The sequence below is a fragment of the Rhizobiales bacterium NRL2 genome (assembly GCA_001664005.1).
Taxonomy (GTDB): domain Bacteria; phylum Pseudomonadota; class Alphaproteobacteria; order Minwuiales; family Minwuiaceae; genus Minwuia.
Map to the genome: position 1 here is coordinate 565001 of CP016093.1, position 19363 is coordinate 584363.

Here is a 19363-nt window from a genome sequence, read left to right on the forward strand (position 1 = left end):
AGGCGAACATCAGCAGGATGTGGATCGACGGCGGCGCCACGATGCCGCCATAGGGCGTCGACTTCGCGTATTCCTCGTCGAAATAGAGCGGATTGTCCTCGCCGACCTTGCGGGCGTAGTCTTGGATGATCCGCCTGGTCAGGGTCACGGGCCGCGTCTCACGCAGCTCCCCGGGGACGATCATGTCCCAGGTCGCGCGCTCGGTGACCTCCTTCCAGAAGTCGGTCTCGAAATCCTCGCCCATCACGTTCATGGGGCTTCTCCTCCCTGTTCAACCTGTTTGATATGCGAACATTGGTTTTCTATACGAACGCTGGAACGCGCCCGCGGCGGGGTCAACCAGGCGGACGGGCCGGCGTGCCGGGACCGGATCATTTGTTTGAATAGGAAACAGGGGACGTCGAGATGGCCGCGCCCGAGCCCTCGAACACCTATGCCCAGAGCTTCGCCCGCGGCCTGGCGGTCATCACCGCCTTCCGGGAAGGTTCACGGGTGCTGACCCTGACCGAGGTCGCCGCCCGCACGGGCGTGACCCGGGCCACCGCGCGCCGGCTGCTGCACACGCTCGTCGCCCTCGGTTATGCCGCCTCGGACGGCAAGCATTTCTCGCTGACGCCGAAGATTCTCGACCTGGGCTTTGCCTATCTCGCCTCGTCTGAGATCTGGCGCTTCGCCGAACAGGATATCCAGGCCCTTGCCGAGGAGGTCGATGAGAGCAGCTCGATCTCGGTGCTCGACGGTCACGATATCGTCTACGTTCTCCGCGTCCCCACGAAGCGCATTCTGAAAAGCTCGCTCAATATCGGCAGCCGGGTGCCGGCGCATGCGATCTCGATGGGCCGGATCCAGCTGGCGGCCCTGCCGGAGCGCGATCTCGGCGGCTATCTGGCGTCGGCGAAACTGGAGGCGTTCACGCCGTGGACGATCACGGATCCGGATGGTCTGCGGACAGCCATCGAGCGTGACCGCGCCCAGGGCTGGTCCATGGTCTACCGCGAGCTGGAGGAAGGCATCGCTGGCGTCGCCGTGCCGATCCGCGCCGCCACCGGCCGGGTCATCGCGGCGGCGAACATCTCGCTCTCGCCGGCGCGCCTCAGGGAGCCGGGCAAGAAGGCGCATCTGCTGGACAAGCTCACGGCCGCGGCTGCCGCGATCGAGGCCCGCCTCAGGGAAGGCCGCCGCCGATAGATCTCCGGCGCTGCGGCTCAGGCCGCCATGGCGGCTTCGGTCGCCGGATCGCCGGCAATGCGGCTGTGCCACATGCGCCGCGCCTGATCGAAGGGCCAGGGGGTGGCCTGGTGCATCAGCCGCCGGTTGTCCCAGATCACCGCGTCGCCGGGCGCCCACTGGTGGTGGTAGATGCGCGGCGGCTGGCAGGCGAAGTCGACGAGATCCTGCAGCAGCTTTTCGGACTCCTCCGACGACATGCCGATGATGTCGTAGGCGTGACGGCCGACCAGCAGGTTCTTCCGGCCCGTCTCCGGATGGACCTTGACCAGCGGCCGGACCGAGACCGGCCCGTCATGCAGGCCGTAGCCGCCGAAGGTCCCGCCGGCGTTCACCTTGCCGTCCTTCACGGGTTTCGTCTTGTGGCCCACCTTGCCCTGGGAGTGGTGCAGCGAGTGATGCGCCCGCAGGTTCTCGATGCGCGCCTTCATGGCGTCATCGAGTTCGTCATAGGCCGCACGCATGTCGGCGAAGCCGGTGGCGCCGCCTTCCTGCGGGACGATCTCGGCGGAAAACACCGCGCCCTTGGCCTGCACGGGCATGTAGGTGGAGTCGTGATGCCAGCCCATGTTGCCGCGGTTGATCTTCATCATCTCGTCGCTGCCGTCGTCGGGCCGGAGCGAGCCGTCGTCGCGCATGTTGCCGATCTCGGCGATCTCGAACTCCAGATCGCCGAAGCGCCTGGCGAAGGCGATCTGCTCCTCCCTCGTCAGGAACTGCTCCGGCACGATCAGCAGGCCGTATTCCAGCCAGTTGTCATGGAGTTCGCGGAACGCCGCATCGTCCATCGCAGTCAGCTTCACGCCGTGCACGCGTGCGCCGAAGGTGGGCCCGCTCAGGGGCTCGAAGGTCATCTGGCTCATGTCGCTCTCCCCGGTGATCGCAATCTACCGGAGAGTATTGTGCCCGGGCCGGCCGTTTCTGCCAAGCGAGGGACGCGCGGCGTCGCCCTGCATGTGGCGCAGGGGACGCCGGACGGGGAAGGGAGGCGCTATTTGCCCACCCGGATCGCCAGCTTGCCGAAATGGCCGGCGGCGCGCATGGCGCGGTAGGCCCCGGGCGCGTCCTCGAAGGCGAAATCGTCGTCGATCACCGGTTTCAGGCCGTGGCGCTCGATGGCGCGGTTCATGTCGGCGAACATGGCGCGGCTGCCGACATAGATGCCGCGCACGGTGATCGACTTGCGCATGAAGTTCGTCGGGTGCACCTGGCCGCCGGCGCCGGTGAGGATGCCGATCAGGCCGATGATGCCGCCGACGCGGGTCGCGTTCACGGAGCGGTCGAAGGTGCCCGGCCCGCCGACCTCGACGGCGCGGTCGACGCCGATGCCGCCGGTCATCTCCAGCACCTCCCGGTCCCAGTCCGGGTTGTCGCGATAGTTGACGGTCCCGTCCGCGCCCAGATCCTTCATGCGGGCGAGCTTGGCGTCCGAGGACGAGGTGACGATGGTCCTGGCGCCCATCATGCGGCAGAACTGCTGCGCGAAGACGGAGACGCCGCCGGTGCCGAGCAGCAGCACGGTCTCGCCGGCCAGGATCGGGCGCGGCTGGGTCAGCGCGTGCCAGGCGGTCAGCGCCGCGCAGGGCAGGGTCGCCGCCTCGGCGTCGGAAAGATGCGCCGGCGTCGGGATCACGCCGCGGGCGGGCAGCACGACCTCCTCGGCCAGCACGCCGGGCCGCGCACCGCCCAGCGCCGAATTCATGGTTTCCGGGCCGATCTCGCCCGCGTCCCAGTCGGAGAAGAAGCAGGAGGTCACCCGGTCGCCCTCCCGGTACGGGGCGCCTTGACCCACGGCCGAGACCACGCCGGCGCCGTCGGAGTTGGGGATGAAGGGCAGTAGCAGGCCGCGGGCGGCGGCGTGCTCCACCGTCATCAGATCGCGGTAGTTGATCGAGTTGGCCGTCATCTTCACGCGGACCTCGCCGGGCCCCGGCTCCGGCATCGGCTTCTCGTTCAGTGTCAGGCCGTCGATGCCCTCGGCCGTCGTGATTTCCCAGGCGCGCATGTCCGTCTCCCCGTCCGCGAATCTGCGGTTGCAATTGTCGGGGGTAGAGCGCGGCTTGCCAACAGCGCCCGTGCAGCACGCCTGCCATGCAATGCTGCGGCGCAAAAAGAAACCGCTTGCGCGGCATGCCGAAACATGGTCTGTCCCGCCCATGGATGCCGTTCGTGGATGACGACCTGTTCGTCGCGGCATCGGACCGGCGGCGCGTAGGACCTGAGTGAAAGGGCGGCGCGGCCGGGGAGCGCGGTGACGCGCAGTCACTTGAGGAGCCGTTCCGCGCCAGGCTCGCTACCCTTGAACCGAACAGGCCGCCCCGTGCCGATCACGGCATGGGCGCATGGCCGCATGCAGAAAGTAAGTACTTGACCCAGTTCAATGAACTCGGCCTCGCCGAGTCCGTCCTTCGCGCTGTGGAAGCCGAAGGCTACACGATTCCCACCCCGATCCAGGCCGAAGTGATTCCGGCCATGCTGGCTGGCCGCGACGTGCTCGGGACCGCCCAGACCGGCACCGGCAAGACCGCCGCCTATGTGCTGCCGCTGCTCTCCCGCATCGCGGACGAACGCCGCGCGCCCAGGCCGAAGACCTGCACGACGCTGATCCTGGCGCCGACGCGTGAGCTGGCCAACCAGATCGTCGAGGCGATCCGCACCTATGGCCGCAAGATCCGTCCTTCGGTGGCCCTGGTCGTCGGCGGTGTCCGCCCCGGCCCGCAGATCCGGCAGATGGCCGGCGGCGTCGACATCCTGGTCGCGACCCCCGGCCGGCTGGAGGACCACATGTCCACCGGCGTCATCCGTCTCGACGGCGTCGCCAATATCATCCTCGACGAGGCCGACCAGATGATGGACATGGGCTTCATGCCCGCCATCCGCCGCATCCTGCAGAAGGTGCCGGCCGATCCGCAGACCATCCTGCTCTCGGCCACCATGCCCAGGCAGATCCGCGCCCTGGCGCAGGATTTCCTGAACGACCCGGCGGAGATCGCCGTGGCCCAGGCCGACCGGCCGGCGGAGCGCATCGCCCAGGAAGTCGTCTATGTCGACGCCCGCGACAAGCGTCAGCGTCTGGTGGAGCTGATCGAGGACCGCGAGGTCGGCCGCGCGATCGTCTTCGCGCGCACCAAGCACGGCGCCGAGAAGCTGTCGACCTACCTCGAGAAGGCCGGCATCGCCTCGACGGCGATCCACGGCAACAAGAACCAGTCCCAGCGGGAGAAGGCGCTTTCGCGCTTCCGTGACGGCAAGGTCGCGGTGCTGGTGGCGACCGACGTCGCCGCGCGCGGCATCGATGTCGACGGCATCACCCACGTCATCAACTTCGAGCTGCCCAACGTGCCGGAGGCCTATGTCCACCGTATCGGCCGCACGGCGCGCGCCGGTGCGAGCGGCATCGCCATCTCCTTCTGCGACGGCGAGGAGCGCGGTCTGCTGAGGGACATCGAGCGGGTCATCGGCGGCACCTTCAACGATGCCGGCGAACTGACCGACACGCCGCCCGCGCCGCGCCGCGAGCGCTCCGGCCCGGGCAAGACCCGCAAGCCCGGCGGCCAGCGCGGCGCCAATCACCGCAAGGGCGGGCCGCGCCCGCCGCGCGGGGGCCATGACGGCGGCGACCGCCGCGAGTCGCGCGGCGGCGAAGGCCGCCGGCCGGCCCGGCCCCGGCGTCAGAAGATCAGCGCGTAGTCAGTTCGCCTGAGGACATCCCCCATCCGGCCCTCCCCTTTCTCGAAGGGGGAGGGCACGGAGGGCGAAGACCGGCCCGGCCGTGACCGGGCAAGGACGAACACCCTTATTCCTTATTCCTTCCCGAACAGCTTCGCGTATTCGCCGTAGCCTTCCTTCTCCAGGTCGGCGACGGGGATGAAGCGCATCGACGCGGAATTGATGCAGTAGCGCAGCCCCGTCGGCGGCGGTCCGTCGGGGAAGACGTGACCGAGATGCGAATCGCCGTGCTTCGAGCGCACCTCGGTGCGGATCATGCCGTGGCTGGTGTCCTTGATCTCGACGATGTTGTCGGGCTCCAGCGCCTCGAAATAGCTCGGCCAGCCGCAGGCCGAATCGAACTTCTGCGACGAGGCGAAGAGCGGCTCCCCGCTGACCACGTCGACATAGATGCCGGCTTCCTTGTGGTCCCAGAACTGGTTGCGGAAGGGCGGTTCGGTCATGTCCTCCTGGGTGACCGCGTACTGCATGCGGTCGAGCCGGCCGAGCGCCTCGACGGTCTTCTGGTAGGTCCTGCTCATCCTTGACTGCTCCTGTCGTTCCTCAGCCCGAAGATAGGGAGGACGGCCCGCCATGGCGAGGCCCCGCGCCGGGCGGTTCCGCGCGGCGGAAAACCGGGACGCCGTCACGTCCCCGGAATGAGTTCCGCACGCCGTGCATGGCAGCACCTGAATAAGTGACCTGATTTCTTTACCGGGACTTAAGCCTGCCCGCCTAGGTTGAAAGCCATCGAGCGATTCCGTTCCCGGATTCCGAAGCAGCAAGTCCGGACCCATGCGTCCGGCCGGCCAACAGTGCGTCGCGGCCGAATCAGCGTAGGAGTGAAACGGCATGTATCAGGCGGGCGTATCCGAAACGAAGGAGTCGCTCGCCGACCGCACGGCGAGGTCGCTCCTGCTCGAACTGGACCAGCCCGAGGATGGGGCGTTCACGGTGAAGCGGGCCGGTCTGGGCGCCATGGTGGTGCGGCCCGGCGCCGGCCGTTCATCCGGTCGCTCGATCCTTCACGAACTTCTGCCGGCGATGGAATCCCATGCCGGCACGTTCACCGATCACACCTTCCTGCTGGCGCTCGACGGCGTCAAACGTCTCTATCCGAAGGCGGCCGCCGGCATACTCGCGCGGCTGCGCGAGTACCTGAAACCCCATGCGCGCGTGCTGGCCGGCGCGCGGGGCAGCCTGTTCTGGATCTCGCCCAGTCTGCTGGTCGTCGTCTGCACGCGGCACGGTGCAGGACGCATCGACCGCTTCCGCGCCGATGTCCGCCGCGCCGGCGCCAAGCTGCTCGGCGAGGAGGGGGCGGAGTCCATGGAATGCTACGTTCTGCAGGAGGTCGCCGAGGGGCGGCTCCGGTTCGAGCCGCTGGCCGGTGCGCCGGCCCTGGCCGGAGAGGCGGCGGCCATTTCTCAGCTCGCGCCGCGGCGGATGTCGGCCGGCCTGGCGTCGATCGTCCGGCCCGACGCGTGCGCCGAGATGATGGACCAGGGCTTCGACTGGAGCGGTGCCGGCCGGCCCCTGATCTTCAGTCCGACCGCGCGGCCGCCCGGCGACCTGGAGGCGGAGACGCTGGCGTTCCATACCGTCTATCTGCCGATCTGGGACATGCGCAATCAGGCTGTCGCCGCCTCCGCCGCCCTGCCGGCGCGGGAGGTCCACGGCAGGTTGCTGGTGGGCGCGCGCTCCATTCCGAGTTCCTGCTTCGAAGACGGGATGGTGACCGACATCTATCTCGACCAACTCATGCACGTGAGCATCGGCCTCGAGACGCTGCATGAATCCGGCGGCGCGGGCTTCGTCTCGTTCTCGGTTCCCTATGCCGCGCTGCGCAGTTCCCGCCGGCTGTCGCGGATGGCGACGGCGATCGGCCGCATGCCGGAGGCGCAGCGGCGCCACCTGCTGCTCACGGTATGGGACATTCCGCCTGACGCGCCCGACGGCCGGCTCCGGGACGTTGTCCAGACCCTGCGGCGGAACTGCTTCTCCATGACCATGGCGTTCAGCGGTCAGGGCGGCGACTGGCGCAAGGCGTTGAACTACGACGTGGGCGTGGTCTGCCTGCAGAGCCTCGCCACCGAGACGGCGGGCGATCACGCCGCGCAGTTCGCCCGCGAATGCCGCGCTGGCCGCCGGCGGTCCTTCGTCGGCCTGGTCGACAACCGCGACGTGGTCCACCACATGCTGAACGCCGACATTGACTTCATCTCCGGGCCGGCGCTGGCCGAGCCGGTGACCCGGCCCCTGCCGGCGCAGGTCTACGAACGCGACGACTTCCTTTCCGGCCGGCCCATCGTCTAGCGCCTGTCCGGCCCGCTCGGCCGCGACTATGCTGCGCCGATGGCCCGGCGAATCGGCTTCCCATTGCGACGGCTTTGGCGCGTCCGGATTCCGCATGCGGGACGCGTCACCGGCGCGGTCGCGCTCGCACTGCTGGCGGCGTTGCTGATCCATTCGGCGATGCGCATGGACGCGGCCGGGACCCCGGTCGAACCCAGCCTCGCCGTTTCCTATCATGTCGGGCCGCTGGAGACGTCGTCGGCCGACGGCGTCTGGCGGTCCCCGGCGCAGGCGGAATGGCGCGCGGCGGAGGGCGACGAACTGCATCTCGGTTTCCGCGGCGAGCCGGTCTGGCTCCGCGTCGAGGTGGCCAACGATGCAGCCAGGCCCTTCGATGGGATGCTGGTCTACAAGTTTCCCTATATCGACCGCATCCTGTTCCACGGCTACGACGATACGGGCGCGCCCGCCATCCGCCTGCGCGGCGACCGCGCGCCGCTGGACCGCAGCCTGCCGGCCAGCCACTTCCCGGCCTTTCCGGTGGAGGTGGCCGCGGGCGGGACGGCGGTCTTCCATCTGGAGGTGACGACCACGTCGGTCGTGCTGGCGCCGCTGAAGCTCTATTCGGAGAAGGGCTTCGAGCGGATGGTGCTGGGCGACCACCTGCTGTTCGGGGCGCTGTTCGGGGCCGTGCTGGCGGTCTGCATGTACGTCTTCACGGTCTACCTGACCGTGCGCGACAAAGCCTATCTGGACTTCATCCCCTTCAGCCTGGCCTATGCCGGCTATGTCGCGGTCGCCTCGGGCATGGGCCAGATCTGGTTCTGGCCCGGCGGGTGGGAATACGCCAATCCCCTGTTCTTCATGCTGCAGGGTCTGCTGTTCGCCTCGGGCGTGCGCTTCTTCCAGCGCTATCTCGGCACCCCGGAGCGCCATCCCAAGGTCGACATGATCATGCGCCTGCTGGTGGTGGTCGGCCTGCTGACCTCGCTGGCGCCGGTGCTGCCGGTCCCGGTCGGCGCGGCGCTGATCGCCTTCGTCGCCGGGCCGGGGGCGATCTTCGTCTTCGGCCTCGCCGTCTATCTGTCGTTCCGCGGCTCCGACCGCGCCCGCGTCGTCGCCTTCGGCTGGGGCTTCAGCCAGCTGACCGCGGTGTTCCTCTATCTCAGGGTGCTGGACCTCGCGCCCTACCACCCGATCAACCACTACCTCACCGCCATCGGCTGCGCCGTCGCCACGCTCTACTTCGCCATCGCCCTGGCCCTCGGCCTGCGCCGCCAGCAGAAGCAGCTCCTGCTCGCCGAGGAACTGAATGACACCCGCAACAGCTTCATGGCCGGGATGAGCCACGAACTGCGCACGCCGCTCAACGCCATCATGGGCTTCTCGGAGATGATCTCGAAGGAGATGCTGGGCCCGGTCTCGCCGCCGACCTACCGCGACTATGCCGCCGATATCCACGACAGCAGCCGCAACATGCTGAAGCTGGTGGACGACGTGCTGGGCATCGCGCGAATCGAGAGCGGCAAGTTCCGCCTCGAGCCCGAACCGCTGGACGCGGGCGAACTGCTGGCGGAGACGGCAGAGGATTTCGCCGCCGCCGCGGCGCAGGCCGGCGCGCGGGTCGATGTCGCCGCGCCAGAAGGCGACCTGGTCATCGAGGCCGACCGCGGCGCGCTGCGCCAGGTGCTGCACAACCTGCTGTCCAACGCGGTGAAGTTCAGCCCCGAAGGCGGCGTGGTCACCGCCCGCGCGCAGGGCGACGGGGCCGGTGTCACGATCGGGATCGCCGATCAGGGACCCGGCATCGCCGAGGCCGACCTGGAGCGCGTGCTGCAGCCCTTCGAGGTGGTGCGCAGCGACGCCCACACCGCGAAATCAGGCGCGGGGCTCGGTCTGCCGCTGTCACGCATGCTGGCCGAGCTGCACGGCGGCGCGCTGACCATCCGCGCCGCGCCGGACGAAGGGACGACGGTGATCGTGCGCCTGCCGCGCAAGGCAGTCGCCGATTGAGCGAAAGGGATCAGGCGACGCGGGCGTTGGCGGCCTGCTCCGACAGCAGGGCGTCCACATAGCGGCCCTGGAACAGGCTGACGCCGATGGAGCGGCCGAACTCGACGGCGTGGGCGTTGTCGCAGCGGCATAGGATCAGCCGCGTCGGGCCGGCGCGGCGCACGGCCTCGGCCAGTTCCCTGCGTTCGGCCTCGCCGCCCTGTTCCCAGACGTCGGGCGCCCAGAGGATCTTCTGCATGTCCAGGCCCAGCCGGCGCTTGTCGACCAGCGGCAGGGTCAGGTGGTTCAGCCCGTCGAGGCAGATGCGGTAGCCCCGGTCGCGCACGAAGTCGCGCGCGAAGGCGAAGCCGGCGACGTTCTGAAACACGTCGGAAAGCTGCACTTCCAGGATGATGGTCTTCTTCGTCTGGGCGCGCAGTTTCTGGTCGAACTCCAGGAACTGCGGCGACAGGATGGTCTCGACGTTGATGTTGATCGAGGTCGACAACGGCACCGAGGCTTCCATGTCGGGCAGGGCCTTGAGGATGCGCTGGTCGAGATACTGGGTCAGATAGGCGAACAGCGCCGAGCTGGCGGCCAGCTGCACGTCGGGCATGACCATGCGCTGCAGATCGCCGATGGAGACGAAGAGCTCGTTGAACACTGGCCGCGCCTCGCCCTCGGGTGTCAGGGCGCAGACGGGCTGGCGGCGCATCAGCGAGGAGATGTCCATGGAGGCGAGCTGCTCGACCAGCCGGCCGAGATGCTCGGGCTGGATCGGGATCTGCTTGCGCTCGCGGCGCGGCGCGCCGGACCGGGCGATCTGCTCGGCCTCGGCCTTGCGCTTCTCCTCGGCCCGGGCGAGCAGGCGGCGCGCATGGGCCAGGAAGTCCTCGTAGTCGACGGTGAGGTCGTACCAGTCGCAGAAGCGGTCGCCGTCGGGGCCGGGACGGGTGGCCGGGTCGGCGGCGAAGAGGTGGCGCAGCTTTTCGACCACCGGCTCGACATCCGGCGTCAGCGCGCCCTTGACCACCAGCACCTGATCGGCGGTCGACAGGCGGAAGAGCTGGCCGTCGAAGCGCTTGACCAGGTCTTCCAGGCAGTTGGCGGCGATGCGGAGCTGATGCTCCTGGCGGTTGTGCGGCTTCAGGCGGGCGTAGTGCAGGTGGATCGCCAGGCGGTCCTCGGCATGGCGCGACAGCCGTTCGGCATAGTCGACCAGCCGGATCTCCTGATCGCTGCGAACCTGCATACTCGTCTGACTCCCGTGTCCATCCTCGCCGGACGCGTTCATCCGGCTGTTCGCCGTTCTACCGTGGGGGCTTTGATTTTCGGTTAACGGCCGCGGGCGTGCGCGTGGGGATTGACGTGGACGCCCAGCGCTCTAAGCCTTGTCGCCGGTCGAGGGCTGAGGGAGCGGCATGCGGGTCCTGTTTCTGCACAACAATTTTCCGGCGCAGTACCGTCATGTGGCGACGCAGCTCGCCCGGGAAGGCGGCCATCAGCTGGTCTTCGGCACCCAGGCGAAGGCCGGCGAGATCCCCGGCGTGACCAAGGCCTTCTACAAGCCGGCGCGCGAGGTGCGGGACGCCACGCACCATTATGTCCGCAACCTGGAATCGGCGGTGCTGAACGGCCAGTCCGTCTACCGCATGTGCATGGAGCTGAGGAAACGCGGCTTCCGGCCCGACCTGGTCTGCGGCCATTCCGGCTGGGGGCCGACGCTCTACGTCAAGGACGCCTTTCCGGAGGCGAAGCTGCTCAGCTATTTCGAGTGGTACTACCACGCCCACGGCACCGACGCGGACTTCCTGCCCGACAACCAGATCAGCGCCGACGACGAATGCCGCATCCGCACCCGGAACGCCGCCATCCTGCTCGACCTGGCCAATTGCGACTGGGGCCTCTGCCCGACGGTGTTCCAGCGCGACCAGTTCCCGAAGATATTCCACAACAAGCTGTCGGTGCTGCACGACGGCGTCGACACGGACTTCTTCAGGCCCGACCCGGATGCGAAGATGAAGGTCGGCGATCTCGATCTCTCCGGTGCGGGCGAGATCGTCACCTACGCCACACGCGGCATGGAGCCCTATCGCGGCTTCCCGCAGTTCGTCGAGGCGGTGGCGAAGCTGCAGAAGACCCGGCCCAACCTGCAGGCCGTGATCGTCGGCCAGGACCGCGTCGCCTATGGCCGCAAGCTGCCCGACGGCAAGACCTTCAAGCAGAAGATGCTGGAGGAGACGGACCTCGACCCCAGCCGCATCCACTTCACCGGCCTGCTGCCCTATGGCGACTATCTGAAGGTGCTGCAGGCGAGCCACGTCCACGTCTACATGACCGTGCCCTTCGTGCTCTCCTGGTCGCTGATCGAGAGCATGGCGGCGGGCTGCCTGATCGTCTCCTCGGACACAGAACCGGTGCGAGAGGTGATCAGGGACGGCAAGCAGGGTCTGCTGGTGGATTTCTTCGACGTCGACCAGTTGGCCGACCGCATTGGGGAGGCGCTGGACAACCGCGAAAAGCTGCAGCCGCTGCGCGAGGCCGCCCGCGATGTCGTGCTCAAGACCTACGCGCTGAAGGACACGCTGCCGAAACACGTCCGGTTGCTGAAGGAGGTCGCGGCGGGCAACCTGCCGCCCATCCTGACCCCGCCGAAGCGCGCCGCAGGCGCCAGGCCGAAGCGCCGCGGGAAGCGGTGAGCGGGGCCGGGGGCTCTCTCTGGTTCGAGACGCCGACCGGTCCGGTCCGCGTCGAGGGCGCCGCGCCCCTGATCACCGCGCTGCGCGCCCAGGCGCCCGACTGGCCGGCGGCGGAAAGCGGCCCGGCCGACGCGCCGGCGATCGAGGTCGAGCCGGCCGGCGAGGGCCGGTTTCGCTTCCGGGCCGAACTCTACGACACGGGCGATCTGATCTTTCCCCCCGGCCTGGTCGGCGGCAACGGCCTGATCGGCGCGTTGATCCACAGCTTCTGCGTCCGTTCGCCGGACTGGATCTGCCTGCACGCCGGCGCGGTCGAGATCGGCGGCCGGCTGACGGTGCTGGTGGGCGACATGATGGCGGGCAAGAGCACGCTGTCGGTGGCGCTGGCCGCGCTGGGGCGGCGGCTGTTCACGGACGACCGCCTGCCCGTCGGCAGGACGGCGGCGGGTTTCGAAGGGTTCGCGCTGGCGCTCAGGCCGAAGCTCAGGGATCCGCTCCCGGCCGATGCGCCCGCCGCCTTCCGCCGTTTCGCCGGCGAACGGGAAGGCCCCCGCGAGAGCGGGATGCGCTATGTCGTGCTTCATCCGGACGAGCGCGCGCCTTTCGGGACGCGGCTGCCGCTCGAGCGCCTGGTGCTGCTTTCGCGCCGCGACGATGCAGGAGCTCCGGCATTCCGGCCCGTCAACCTTGGCGAGACGGTGAAGCGCCTGGTGCCGACCGCCTTTGCCGCGCAGCTGCCGCCGGTCGCGCGGTTGGCGCGGCTCCGCGAACTGGCCGAGTCCGTCGACCGGGCCGAACTGGTCTATGCCGACAGCTTCCAGGCGGCGGAACTGCTGGATCGGGAGGCGCGCACATGAGCGGACTTCGCCGGGCGGAAGGGGTCGTCGAATCCGAGATGGAGGGCGACCTTTTCCTCGTCCGCCCCGACGACGGCGAGATCTACCATCTCGACCGCATGGCCGCGGGGGTCTGGAACCTGCTGGCCGAGCCGATGTCGCGCGCCGAGGTGCTCGCCATCTTCCGCGAGGCGTTCCCCGAGGTCGGCCCAGAGCGTATCGCTGCCGACCTCGACGCCGCGCTCGACGAGATGCTGCGCGACCGGCTGATTACGGAGCTCGAGAACGATCTTCGGGTAGACTGAATCTGTTGAAGTCTTCGGGCTTGACCCGAAGACCAGCGTCGTGGCGCGGATGGATGCACAGGCCCTCGGATCGAGTCCGAGGGCCGCAGTTTCAGGCGGTTCGATCAAACACTGGAACGATCTACCGGAACTTCGGCTGGCGCTTGTTGAGGAAGGCGTCGATCGCCTCCTTGTGCTCCGGGCTTTCATAGGCCTGTTTCAGCAGCGCCTGCTCCCGGTCCTGCACCAGCCGGAGGTCCGTCTCCGAGCCGTTCTGCGTCAGCAACTCCTTGGCCCAGCGCAGGTGCCGGTCGGGATTGGCGGCGATCGTCTTCGCCATCTTCCGCGCCGTGGGCATCAGGTCGGCGTCGCCCACCACCCGGTCCACCAGGCCCGCCTGCTCGGCCTCGGTAGCGTCGAGAAAGCGGCCGGTAAGCGCGAACTCGCTCGCCCGGCCGAAGCCCATGCGCTGCACCAGGAAGTGCGAGCTGGCCAGTTCCGGCACCACGCCGACCTTGACGAAGGGGGCGGCCATCCGCGCCGAACGGGCGGCGATGATGACGTCGAAGGACAGGACCTGGCTCAGGCCCACGCCGACCGCCACGCCGTTGATGGCGGCGATCAGCGGCTTGGATTCGCGGACGAACTTCACCCAGTCGATGCCGCCGGCGACGTCCTTGCCCTTGACGTCCCTGCCTTCGGCCTGCGCCTTGAAGGTGTCCTCGATGTCAGCGCCCGCACAGAAGCCGCGGCCTGCCCCGGTGACGATGATCGCCCCGATTGCCGGATCGTCGTTCGCCTTGGAGATGGCGTCGTGCATCTCCCGGCGCATCTGGTAGGTCCAGGCGTTGAGCTTCTCGGGCCGGTTCAGCGTCACGGTGGCTACCGCGTCCTCGCTCTCGACGGTGATCTGTTCATAGTCCATGGCGACTCTCTCCCCTGTGCGGGCGGCATTGGAACATGGCCCGGTGACGTCGTTAAGCGGGGATTAACACGCATCTGGCATGAGTGAAGCCTGTTCAGGAGTACCGCGAGCCATGAGCGAAAAGATCTCGGAAGGCGACGTCCAGGCGCTGGTCGGCGCGCTGTCGGAGGACCAGAAGGGCGCCATCTCGGCCCAGCTCGGACGTTTCATGCAGCGCTCGGGCCTCGACAAGCGCGAACTCACGATCGCGCTGGAAATGATCGACCGCCTGATCGCGGACTCGGTGGAATCCGTGCGCAAGGGGCTGGCCGAGCACATCGCCGAATCGCCCTGGCTGCCTCGGCCCATGGTCGAGCGGCTGCTGGCCGATGTCGAGCAGGTCGCGCTGCCCATCGTCAGTTTCTCCTCTCTGCTCGGCGACCGCGACCTTCTGGTCCAGATCGAGCGCGGCGGCAATTTCCAGGAGGCCGTCGCCGGACGCCGCGCCGTCAGCGCGCCGGTGGCCGAGAAGCTGGTCGAGAAGGGCACCGAAAAGGCGGTCGGCATCCTGATCCGCAACCCCGGCGCCGAGGTGAGCGAGCGCGTGCTGGACCGCGCGGTGGACCGCTTTCAGGACAGCACCGACGTCATGGGTGCGGTGGCCTCGCGGCCGGGCCTACCGCTGGAAGTGGCCGAGCGGCTGGTTTCGCTCACCGTCACCGAGCAGTGCGTGAAATCGGTCGCCGACCTGATGATGCAGACGCTGATCCGCCGCCACGACCTGCCCGCCGTTCTGGCCGAGGATCTCGTCGTCCATGGCCGGGAGCGTTCCATCGTGCAGCTCGCCAGGGGCGCCGACAACTGGCAGGCCGTCGAGGACCTGGCGAAACGCATGCACGCCGCCGGCCGGCTGTCGACCAGCCTGATGCTGCGCGTGCTGGCCAGCGGCGACCACCAGTTCTTCATTGCGGGCATGGCGCAACTCACCCGCTGGCCCCGCGACAAGGTCGAGGCGGCGGTGGATGCCGCCGGCGTCGATTCGTTCCGGCGCCTGTTCGAGCAGAGCGGGCTGGAGCCCCTGCTGTTCCACGCCTTCCGCGTTGCCCGCGACGAGATGCGCGCCGCCCGCGGCCGGCAGCGGCCCGCCGCCGATGAGGACTTCATCGAACGCGTGGTCGGCCGCATCGCCGAGGAATACCGCAACATCAATCCCGCGGGGCTGGAGCAGGTTCTCTCCCGTCTCCGCGCCAAGGCGAACCGGGACCGCAAGCCGGCCTGACAGCCGTCCCTTCAGGCTGTACCGTCACCCGATGCAACGGCACATCACCGGGTACGGCCTGGACGACAAGGGCGAACGCTTCGCCTGGCTCGACTGCGGGCACCGCCAGCACGTCCGGCACCGCCCGCCTTTCGTCGAACGGCCCTGGGCCGAGAGCGAGGCCGGCCGCGCGTCCATGTTGGGCGAGACGCTTGGCTGCCTGCGCTGCGACCGTCTGAAAATGCCCGATGACGTCACCCCGTATCGGGAAACGCCGGTCTTCGACCAGGCGACGGTCCCGGCGGGATTGCTGAAGGATCACGAGACGAAGCCCGGAACCTGGGGCCGGCTGGAGGTGCTGGCGGGGGGGATGCGGTGCGTCTTCGCCGATCCGGTCGGCCGCGCCGTCGACCTGGGTGCGGGCGAAAGCTCGCCGATCCCGCCGGAAGTGCTGCACCATGTGCAACTGCACGACGGCGCCCGCTTCCGCGTGGTGTTCCTGCGCGTGGAGCGGGACGGCGGGTAGGTGATTGTTCCGGGCACGAGCGGAAGGCGCGCGGGGCCGGCCGGTTAGCCATGCCCCGCGCGCCAAACGGCTATGCCGCCTCGACCAGCTTCTCGTTGATGGTCAGGCCGTTCTCGCCCGCCGAGACGCGGACGGTCTCGCCGTCGGCGATCTCGCCTGACAGGATGGCCTCGGCCAGCGGGTTCTGCAGCCGGCGCTGGATTACCCGCTTGAGCGGCCGGGCGCCGTAGACCGGATCGTAGCCGGCGTCGGCCAGCCAAGCCCTGGCCGCCTCGTCCAGCTCGAGACCGATCTTCCGGTCGGCCAGCAGCTTCTCCAGGTGCCGGAGCTGGATCTCGACGATCCCGCCCATGTGCGTCCGCGAGAGCCTGTGGAACAGGATGATCTCGTCCAGGCGGTTGAGGAACTCCGGCCGGAAATGGCCGCGGACCACGTTCATGACCTGACCCTCGACCAGATCGACATCCTCGCCCTCCTTCTGGCTGGCGAGGAACTCGCTGCCCAGGTTGGAGGTCATGATGATGATCGTGTTCTTGAAGTCGATGGTCCGGCCCTGGCCGTCGGTCAGCCGGCCGTCGTCCAGCACCTGCAGCAGCACGTTGAAGACGTCCGGATGGGCCTTCTCGACCTCGTCGAACAGCACGACCTGATAGGGCCGGCGACGAACCGCCTCGGTCAGCGCGCCGCCCTCGTCATAGCCGACATAGCCCGGAGGCGCGCCGATCAGCCGCGCGACCGCATGCTTCTCCATGTACTCCGACATGTCGATGCGGACCATCGCCTGGTCGTCGTCGAACAGGAACTCGGCCAGCGCCTTGGTCAGCTCGGTCTTGCCGACGCCGGTCGGGCCCAGGAAGAGGAACGAGCCCATGGGCCGGTTCGGATCCTGCAGGCCGGCGCGGGAACGGCGGACGGCGTGGCTGACCGCCTTGATCGCCTCCTCCTGTCCGATGACGCGGGCGCCGATGCGCTTCTCCATCTCCAGCAGCTTCTCGCGCTCCCCGGCCAGCATCTTCTCGACCGGCACGCCGGTCCAGCGGCTGACGACGGTGGCGACATCCTCCTCGGTGACGCTTTCGCGGACCGAAGCCGGCGCGCAGCGGCCCTCGGCATCCTGCAGCTTGCGCTCAAGGTCCGGGATCAGGCCGTAGGTCAGTTCGCCGGCCTTGGCCAGATCGCCGCGGCGCTTGGCGTCCTCGACCTCGTTGCGGGCACGCTCGAGCTCTTCCTTGACGTGCTGCGCCTCGCCCAGCTTGGCCTTGGCGGCCTCCCAGGCTTCGGTCCCGGCGCGGCTCTCCTCCTCCAGCTCGAACAGCTCGTCCTCGAGCTTCTCGAGACGGTCCTTGGAGGCCTGGTCGGTTTCCTTCTTCAGCGCCTCGCGCTCGATCTTGAGCTGGATCACCCGGCGGTCGAGCAGTTCCAGCGCTTCGGGCTTGCTGTCGACCTCCATGCGAACGCGGCTGGAAGCCTCGTCGACCAGATCGATCGCCTTGTCGGGCAGGAAACGGTCGGTGATGTAGCGGTTCGACAGCATGGCCGCCGCCACGAGGGCGGAATCCGAGATGCGGACGCCGTGATGGACCTCGTACTTCTCCTTCAGGCCACGCAGGATGGAGATGGTGTCCTCCACCGTCGGCTCGGAGATGAAGACGGGCTGGAAGCGCCGCGCGAGCGCCGCGTCCTTCTCGATGTATTTCCGGTATTCGTCCAAAGTGGTGGCGCCGAGGCAATGCAGTTCGCCGCGCGCCAGCGCCGGCTTCAGCAGGTTCGACGCGTCCATGGCCCCGTCCGCCTTGCCCGCGCCGACCAGCGTGTGCAGTTCGTCGATGAACAGCACGATCTCGCCGGCGGCCGACTGCACTTCCTGCAGCACGGCCTTCATGCGCTCCTCGAACTCGCCGCGGTACTTCGCGCCGGCGATCATCGAGCCCAGGTCGAGCACCAGCAGGCGCTTGTTCTTCAGGCTCTCGGGGACGTCGCCGTCGACGATGCGCCGCGCCAGGCCCTCGGCGATGGCGGTCTTGCCGACGCCGGGCTCGCCGATCAGCACGGGGTTGTTCTTGGTGCGACGCGACAGCACCTGGATAGCGCGGCGGATCTCGTCGTCGCGGCCGATCACCGGGTCCAGCTTGCCTTCGCGCGCGGCCTCGGTCAGGTCGCGGGCATAGCGCTTCAGCGCGTCATAGCCCTCCTCGGCCGAAGCGGTGTCGGCGGTGCGGCCCTTGCGCATGTCGTTGATCGCCTGGTTGAGGCCCTGGGGGCTGACGCCGGCCTTCTTCAGCGTCTCGCCGGATACGGCAAGCGCCACCAGCAGCATCTCGGCGGTGACGAACTTGTCGCCCGCCTTCTTCGCGGCCTGCTCCGCCTGTTCGAAGACCTTCGCCGTCTGCTGGTCCAGATAGAGCTGGCCCGCGCCGGCGCCTTCGACCTTCGGCAGCTTGCCCAGCGCCATCTCGGTCTGCTGCAGGGCCTGTTTCGCGCTGCCCCCGGACACCTCGATCAGGCGCGCGGCCATGCCCTGCTCGTCGTCGAGCAGGACCTTGAGGATATGGTCGGGGGTGAACTTCTGATGGCCCTCGCGGATAGCCAAGCCCTGGGCGCTCTGCAGGAAGCCGCGCGCCCGCTCTGTATAGGTCTCGAAATCCATGAAATCCCTCTCTTCTTCCCGGCCCGCCACCAGACGTCCCCTTGCCGGGGCCCGCCGCCAGCGGCCGAAGATGGGTTGCTGCACACTACACAGGGTCCCCTCAGGCAACCCTGCCCCCGATATGTTGTCATTCAGTCACGGTGACGCAAGATCGCGACAGGCGGATTCTTGATTTCGATCCGCCGCCGGCACAAGCTGCGCGCGCCATGGCCGAGATCGTGCAAATCCTGCGTTTTCCCGTAAAGGGCCTGTCGGGCCAGGAACTCGACTCCGTCGAGGTGTCCCCCGCCGGGGGCATGCCGCTCGACCGCATGTTCGCCATTGCCCGGGGCTCCGCCATGGCGGGCGGCAAGGCGATTGCCGATCTGGGCTGGAAGGACTGCCTGCAACTCAAGAACTGTCCGAAACTGGCCTCGCTTTCCGCCGAATTCGACGCCGACGAGACGCTGCTCACGCTGAAGCGCCAGGGCCGCCAGGTGGCCCGGGGGAACCTCTCGCAGCCGGTCGGGCGGCAGCTCATCGAGCAGTTCCTTTCCGCCTTTCTGGCCGACGAGATCAATTCGCCGCCGAAGATCGTCAGCGAGGAGGGCCAGATCTTCTCCGATGCCCGCGCGCCGAAGCTTTCGATCATCAACCTGGAGACGCTGCGCGACATCGAGCGGGTGCTGCGCCGGCCGCTCGAGCCACGGCGCTTCCGGGGCAATTTCTATATCGACGGCCTGCCGCCCTGGGCGGAATTCGACTGGATCGGCAGCGAACTCGACGCGGGCGGCGCGCGGTTGCGCATCACCCAGCGGATCGACCGCTGCGCGGCGACCAATGTCGACCCGGACACGGGCGAAAGCGACATGCAGATTCCGAAAGTGCTGCAGTCGGGATTCGGCCACATGGACTGCGGCGTGTTCGCCGAGGTGCTTTCGGCAGGCAGCATCCGGCGCGGCGACGCCATCGGCTGAGCCGGGGGCAGACAATCTCGGGCGCTCCGCT

Annotated in this window: 17 protein-coding genes (1 of these 17 only partly in view); 10 read left to right on the plus strand and 7 right to left on the minus strand. The window is 68.4% G+C overall.

Going from position 1 to position 19363, the window contains the following annotated elements; genetic code table 11:
* A protein-coding gene (locus TEF_02605; GenBank protein ANK83232.1) for a monoamine oxidase crosses the window boundary here: on the minus strand, positions 1-244 show its 5' portion. 227 nt of this gene lie to the left of the window's left edge; 244 of the gene's 471 nt are visible here — the first part of the coding sequence; its start codon is at positions 242-244; the stop codon falls past the left edge of the window.
* Between the two features lie 161 nt (positions 245-405).
* On the opposite strand from TEF_02605, the gene TEF_02610 reads away from it, so the two are divergent.
* Positions 406-1188, plus strand: coding sequence for a hypothetical protein (locus TEF_02610; GenBank protein ANK79801.1), 783 nt, complete (start codon positions 406-408; stop codon positions 1186-1188).
* 17 nt (positions 1189-1205) lie between these two features.
* Here TEF_02610 and TEF_02615 read toward each other — a convergent pair whose 3' ends face one another.
* Entirely contained in the window at positions 1206-2090 is an 885-nt protein-coding gene (locus tag TEF_02615; protein ID ANK79802.1) for a hypothetical protein, read from the minus strand.
* Positions 2091-2218: 128 nt separating this feature from the next.
* Positions 2219-3232: an NADPH:quinone oxidoreductase gene (locus tag TEF_02620; GenBank protein ID ANK79803.1), complete on the minus strand. Its 1014-nt coding sequence runs from the start codon at positions 3230-3232 to the stop codon at positions 2219-2221.
* A 362-nt stretch (positions 3233-3594) separates the two neighbouring features.
* Here TEF_02620 and TEF_02625 point away from each other — a divergent pair, with 362 nt between their 5' ends.
* Positions 3595-4917 (plus strand): hypothetical protein, encoded by a 1323-nt coding sequence (locus TEF_02625; protein ANK79804.1) that lies wholly within the window; start codon positions 3595-3597, stop codon positions 4915-4917.
* Positions 4918-5030: 113 nt separating this feature from the next.
* On the opposite strand, the gene TEF_02630 is transcribed toward TEF_02625, so the two are convergent.
* Complete coding sequence (locus TEF_02630) at positions 5031-5477, minus strand: peptide-methionine (R)-S-oxide reductase (protein ANK79805.1); 447 nt, start codon at positions 5475-5477, stop codon at positions 5031-5033.
* Positions 5478-5787: 310 nt separating this feature from the next.
* On the opposite strand from TEF_02630, the gene TEF_02635 reads away from it, so the two are divergent.
* Positions 5788-7251 carry a hypothetical protein gene (locus tag TEF_02635; GenBank protein ID ANK79806.1) on the plus strand — a complete coding sequence of 488 codons (1464 nt, stop codon included), beginning with the start codon at positions 5788-5790 and terminating at the stop codon, positions 7249-7251.
* 63 nt (positions 7252-7314) lie between these two features.
* Positions 7315-9243, plus strand: a complete 1929-nt coding sequence (locus TEF_02640; GenBank protein ANK79807.1) for a hypothetical protein — start codon at positions 7315-7317, stop codon at positions 9241-9243.
* A 10-nt stretch (positions 9244-9253) separates the two neighbouring features.
* Here the strand turns inward: TEF_02640 and TEF_02645 are convergent, their stop codons facing one another.
* Positions 9254-10474 (minus strand): hypothetical protein, encoded by a 1221-nt coding sequence (locus tag TEF_02645; GenBank protein ANK79808.1) that lies wholly within the window; start codon positions 10472-10474, stop codon positions 9254-9256.
* A 169-nt stretch (positions 10475-10643) separates the two neighbouring features.
* Between TEF_02645 and TEF_02650 the strand changes: the two genes are divergently transcribed.
* Genes TEF_02650 through TEF_02660 form a run of 3 tightly spaced genes read left to right on the plus strand, consistent with a single transcriptional unit; the run spans position 10644 to position 13062 of the window.
* On the plus strand, positions 10644-11921 hold the full coding sequence (locus TEF_02650) for a glycosyl transferase family 1 (protein ID ANK79809.1): 1278 nt from the start codon (positions 10644-10646) through the stop codon (positions 11919-11921).
* Positions 11918-12778, plus strand: a complete 861-nt coding sequence (locus TEF_02655; GenBank protein ID ANK79810.1) for a hypothetical protein — start codon at positions 11918-11920, stop codon at positions 12776-12778. The genes TEF_02650 and TEF_02655 overlap by 4 nt, the downstream gene beginning before the upstream one ends.
* On the plus strand, positions 12775-13062 hold the full coding sequence (locus TEF_02660) for a hypothetical protein (protein ANK79811.1): 288 nt from the start codon (positions 12775-12777) through the stop codon (positions 13060-13062). Before TEF_02655 ends, TEF_02660 begins: the two co-directional genes overlap by 4 nt.
* A 121-nt stretch (positions 13063-13183) precedes the next feature.
* Here the strand turns inward: TEF_02660 and TEF_02665 are convergent, their stop codons facing one another.
* Positions 13184-13966 (minus strand): enoyl-CoA hydratase, encoded by a 783-nt coding sequence (locus TEF_02665; GenBank protein ANK79812.1) that lies wholly within the window; start codon positions 13964-13966, stop codon positions 13184-13186.
* A gap of 112 nt (positions 13967-14078) precedes the next feature.
* Here TEF_02665 and TEF_02670 point away from each other — a divergent pair, with 112 nt between their 5' ends.
* Both TEF_02670 and TEF_02675 read left to right on the plus strand, forming a co-directional pair.
* Positions 14079-15224 carry a hypothetical protein gene (locus TEF_02670; GenBank protein ANK79813.1) on the plus strand — a complete coding sequence of 382 codons (1146 nt, stop codon included), beginning with the start codon at positions 14079-14081 and terminating at the stop codon, positions 15222-15224.
* 31 nt (positions 15225-15255) lie between these two features.
* Complete coding sequence (locus tag TEF_02675) at positions 15256-15729, plus strand: hypothetical protein (protein ANK79814.1); 474 nt, start codon at positions 15256-15258, stop codon at positions 15727-15729.
* A 70-nt stretch (positions 15730-15799) separates the two neighbouring features.
* On the opposite strand, the gene TEF_02680 is transcribed toward TEF_02675, so the two are convergent.
* A complete protein-coding gene (locus TEF_02680; GenBank protein ANK83233.1) occupies positions 15800-18376 on the minus strand; it encodes an ATP-dependent chaperone ClpB in 2577 nt (858 codons plus the stop codon).
* Between the two features lie 206 nt (positions 18377-18582).
* Here TEF_02680 and TEF_02685 point away from each other — a divergent pair, with 206 nt between their 5' ends.
* Positions 18583-19332, plus strand: coding sequence for a hypothetical protein (locus TEF_02685; GenBank protein ID ANK79815.1), 750 nt, complete (start codon positions 18583-18585; stop codon positions 19330-19332).
* Positions 19333-19363: the final 31 nt, after the last annotated feature.

Bases quoted from the DNA above. Each gene is read 5' to 3' on its own strand.
- TEF_02610 (ANK79801.1), top strand. From the start codon at position 406: ATGGCCGCGCCCGAGCCCTCGAACACCTATGCCCAGAGCTTCGCCCGC.
- TEF_02615 (ANK79802.1), bottom strand. From the start codon at position 2,090: ATGAGCCAGATGACCTTCGAGCCCCTGAGCGGGCCCACCTTCGGCGCA.
- TEF_02620 (ANK79803.1), bottom strand. From the start codon at position 3,232: ATGCGCGCCTGGGAAATCACGACGGCCGAGGGCATCGACGGCCTGACA.
- TEF_02630 (ANK79805.1), bottom strand. From the start codon at position 5,477: ATGAGCAGGACCTACCAGAAGACCGTCGAGGCGCTCGGCCGGCTCGAC.
- TEF_02635 (ANK79806.1), top strand. From the start codon at position 5,788: ATGTATCAGGCGGGCGTATCCGAAACGAAGGAGTCGCTCGCCGACCGC.
- TEF_02645 (ANK79808.1), bottom strand. From the start codon at position 10,474: ATGCAGGTTCGCAGCGATCAGGAGATCCGGCTGGTCGACTATGCCGAA.
- TEF_02650 (ANK79809.1), top strand. From the start codon at position 10,644: ATGCGGGTCCTGTTTCTGCACAACAATTTTCCGGCGCAGTACCGTCAT.
- TEF_02660 (ANK79811.1), top strand. From the start codon at position 12,775: ATGAGCGGACTTCGCCGGGCGGAAGGGGTCGTCGAATCCGAGATGGAG.
- TEF_02665 (ANK79812.1), bottom strand. From the start codon at position 13,966: ATGGACTATGAACAGATCACCGTCGAGAGCGAGGACGCGGTAGCCACC.
- TEF_02670 (ANK79813.1), top strand. From the start codon at position 14,079: ATGAGCGAAAAGATCTCGGAAGGCGACGTCCAGGCGCTGGTCGGCGCG.
- TEF_02675 (ANK79814.1), top strand. From the start codon at position 15,256: ATGCAACGGCACATCACCGGGTACGGCCTGGACGACAAGGGCGAACGC.
- TEF_02680 (ANK83233.1), bottom strand. From the start codon at position 18,376: ATGGATTTCGAGACCTATACAGAGCGGGCGCGCGGCTTCCTGCAGAGC.
- TEF_02685 (ANK79815.1), top strand. From the start codon at position 18,583: ATGGCCGAGATCGTGCAAATCCTGCGTTTTCCCGTAAAGGGCCTGTCG.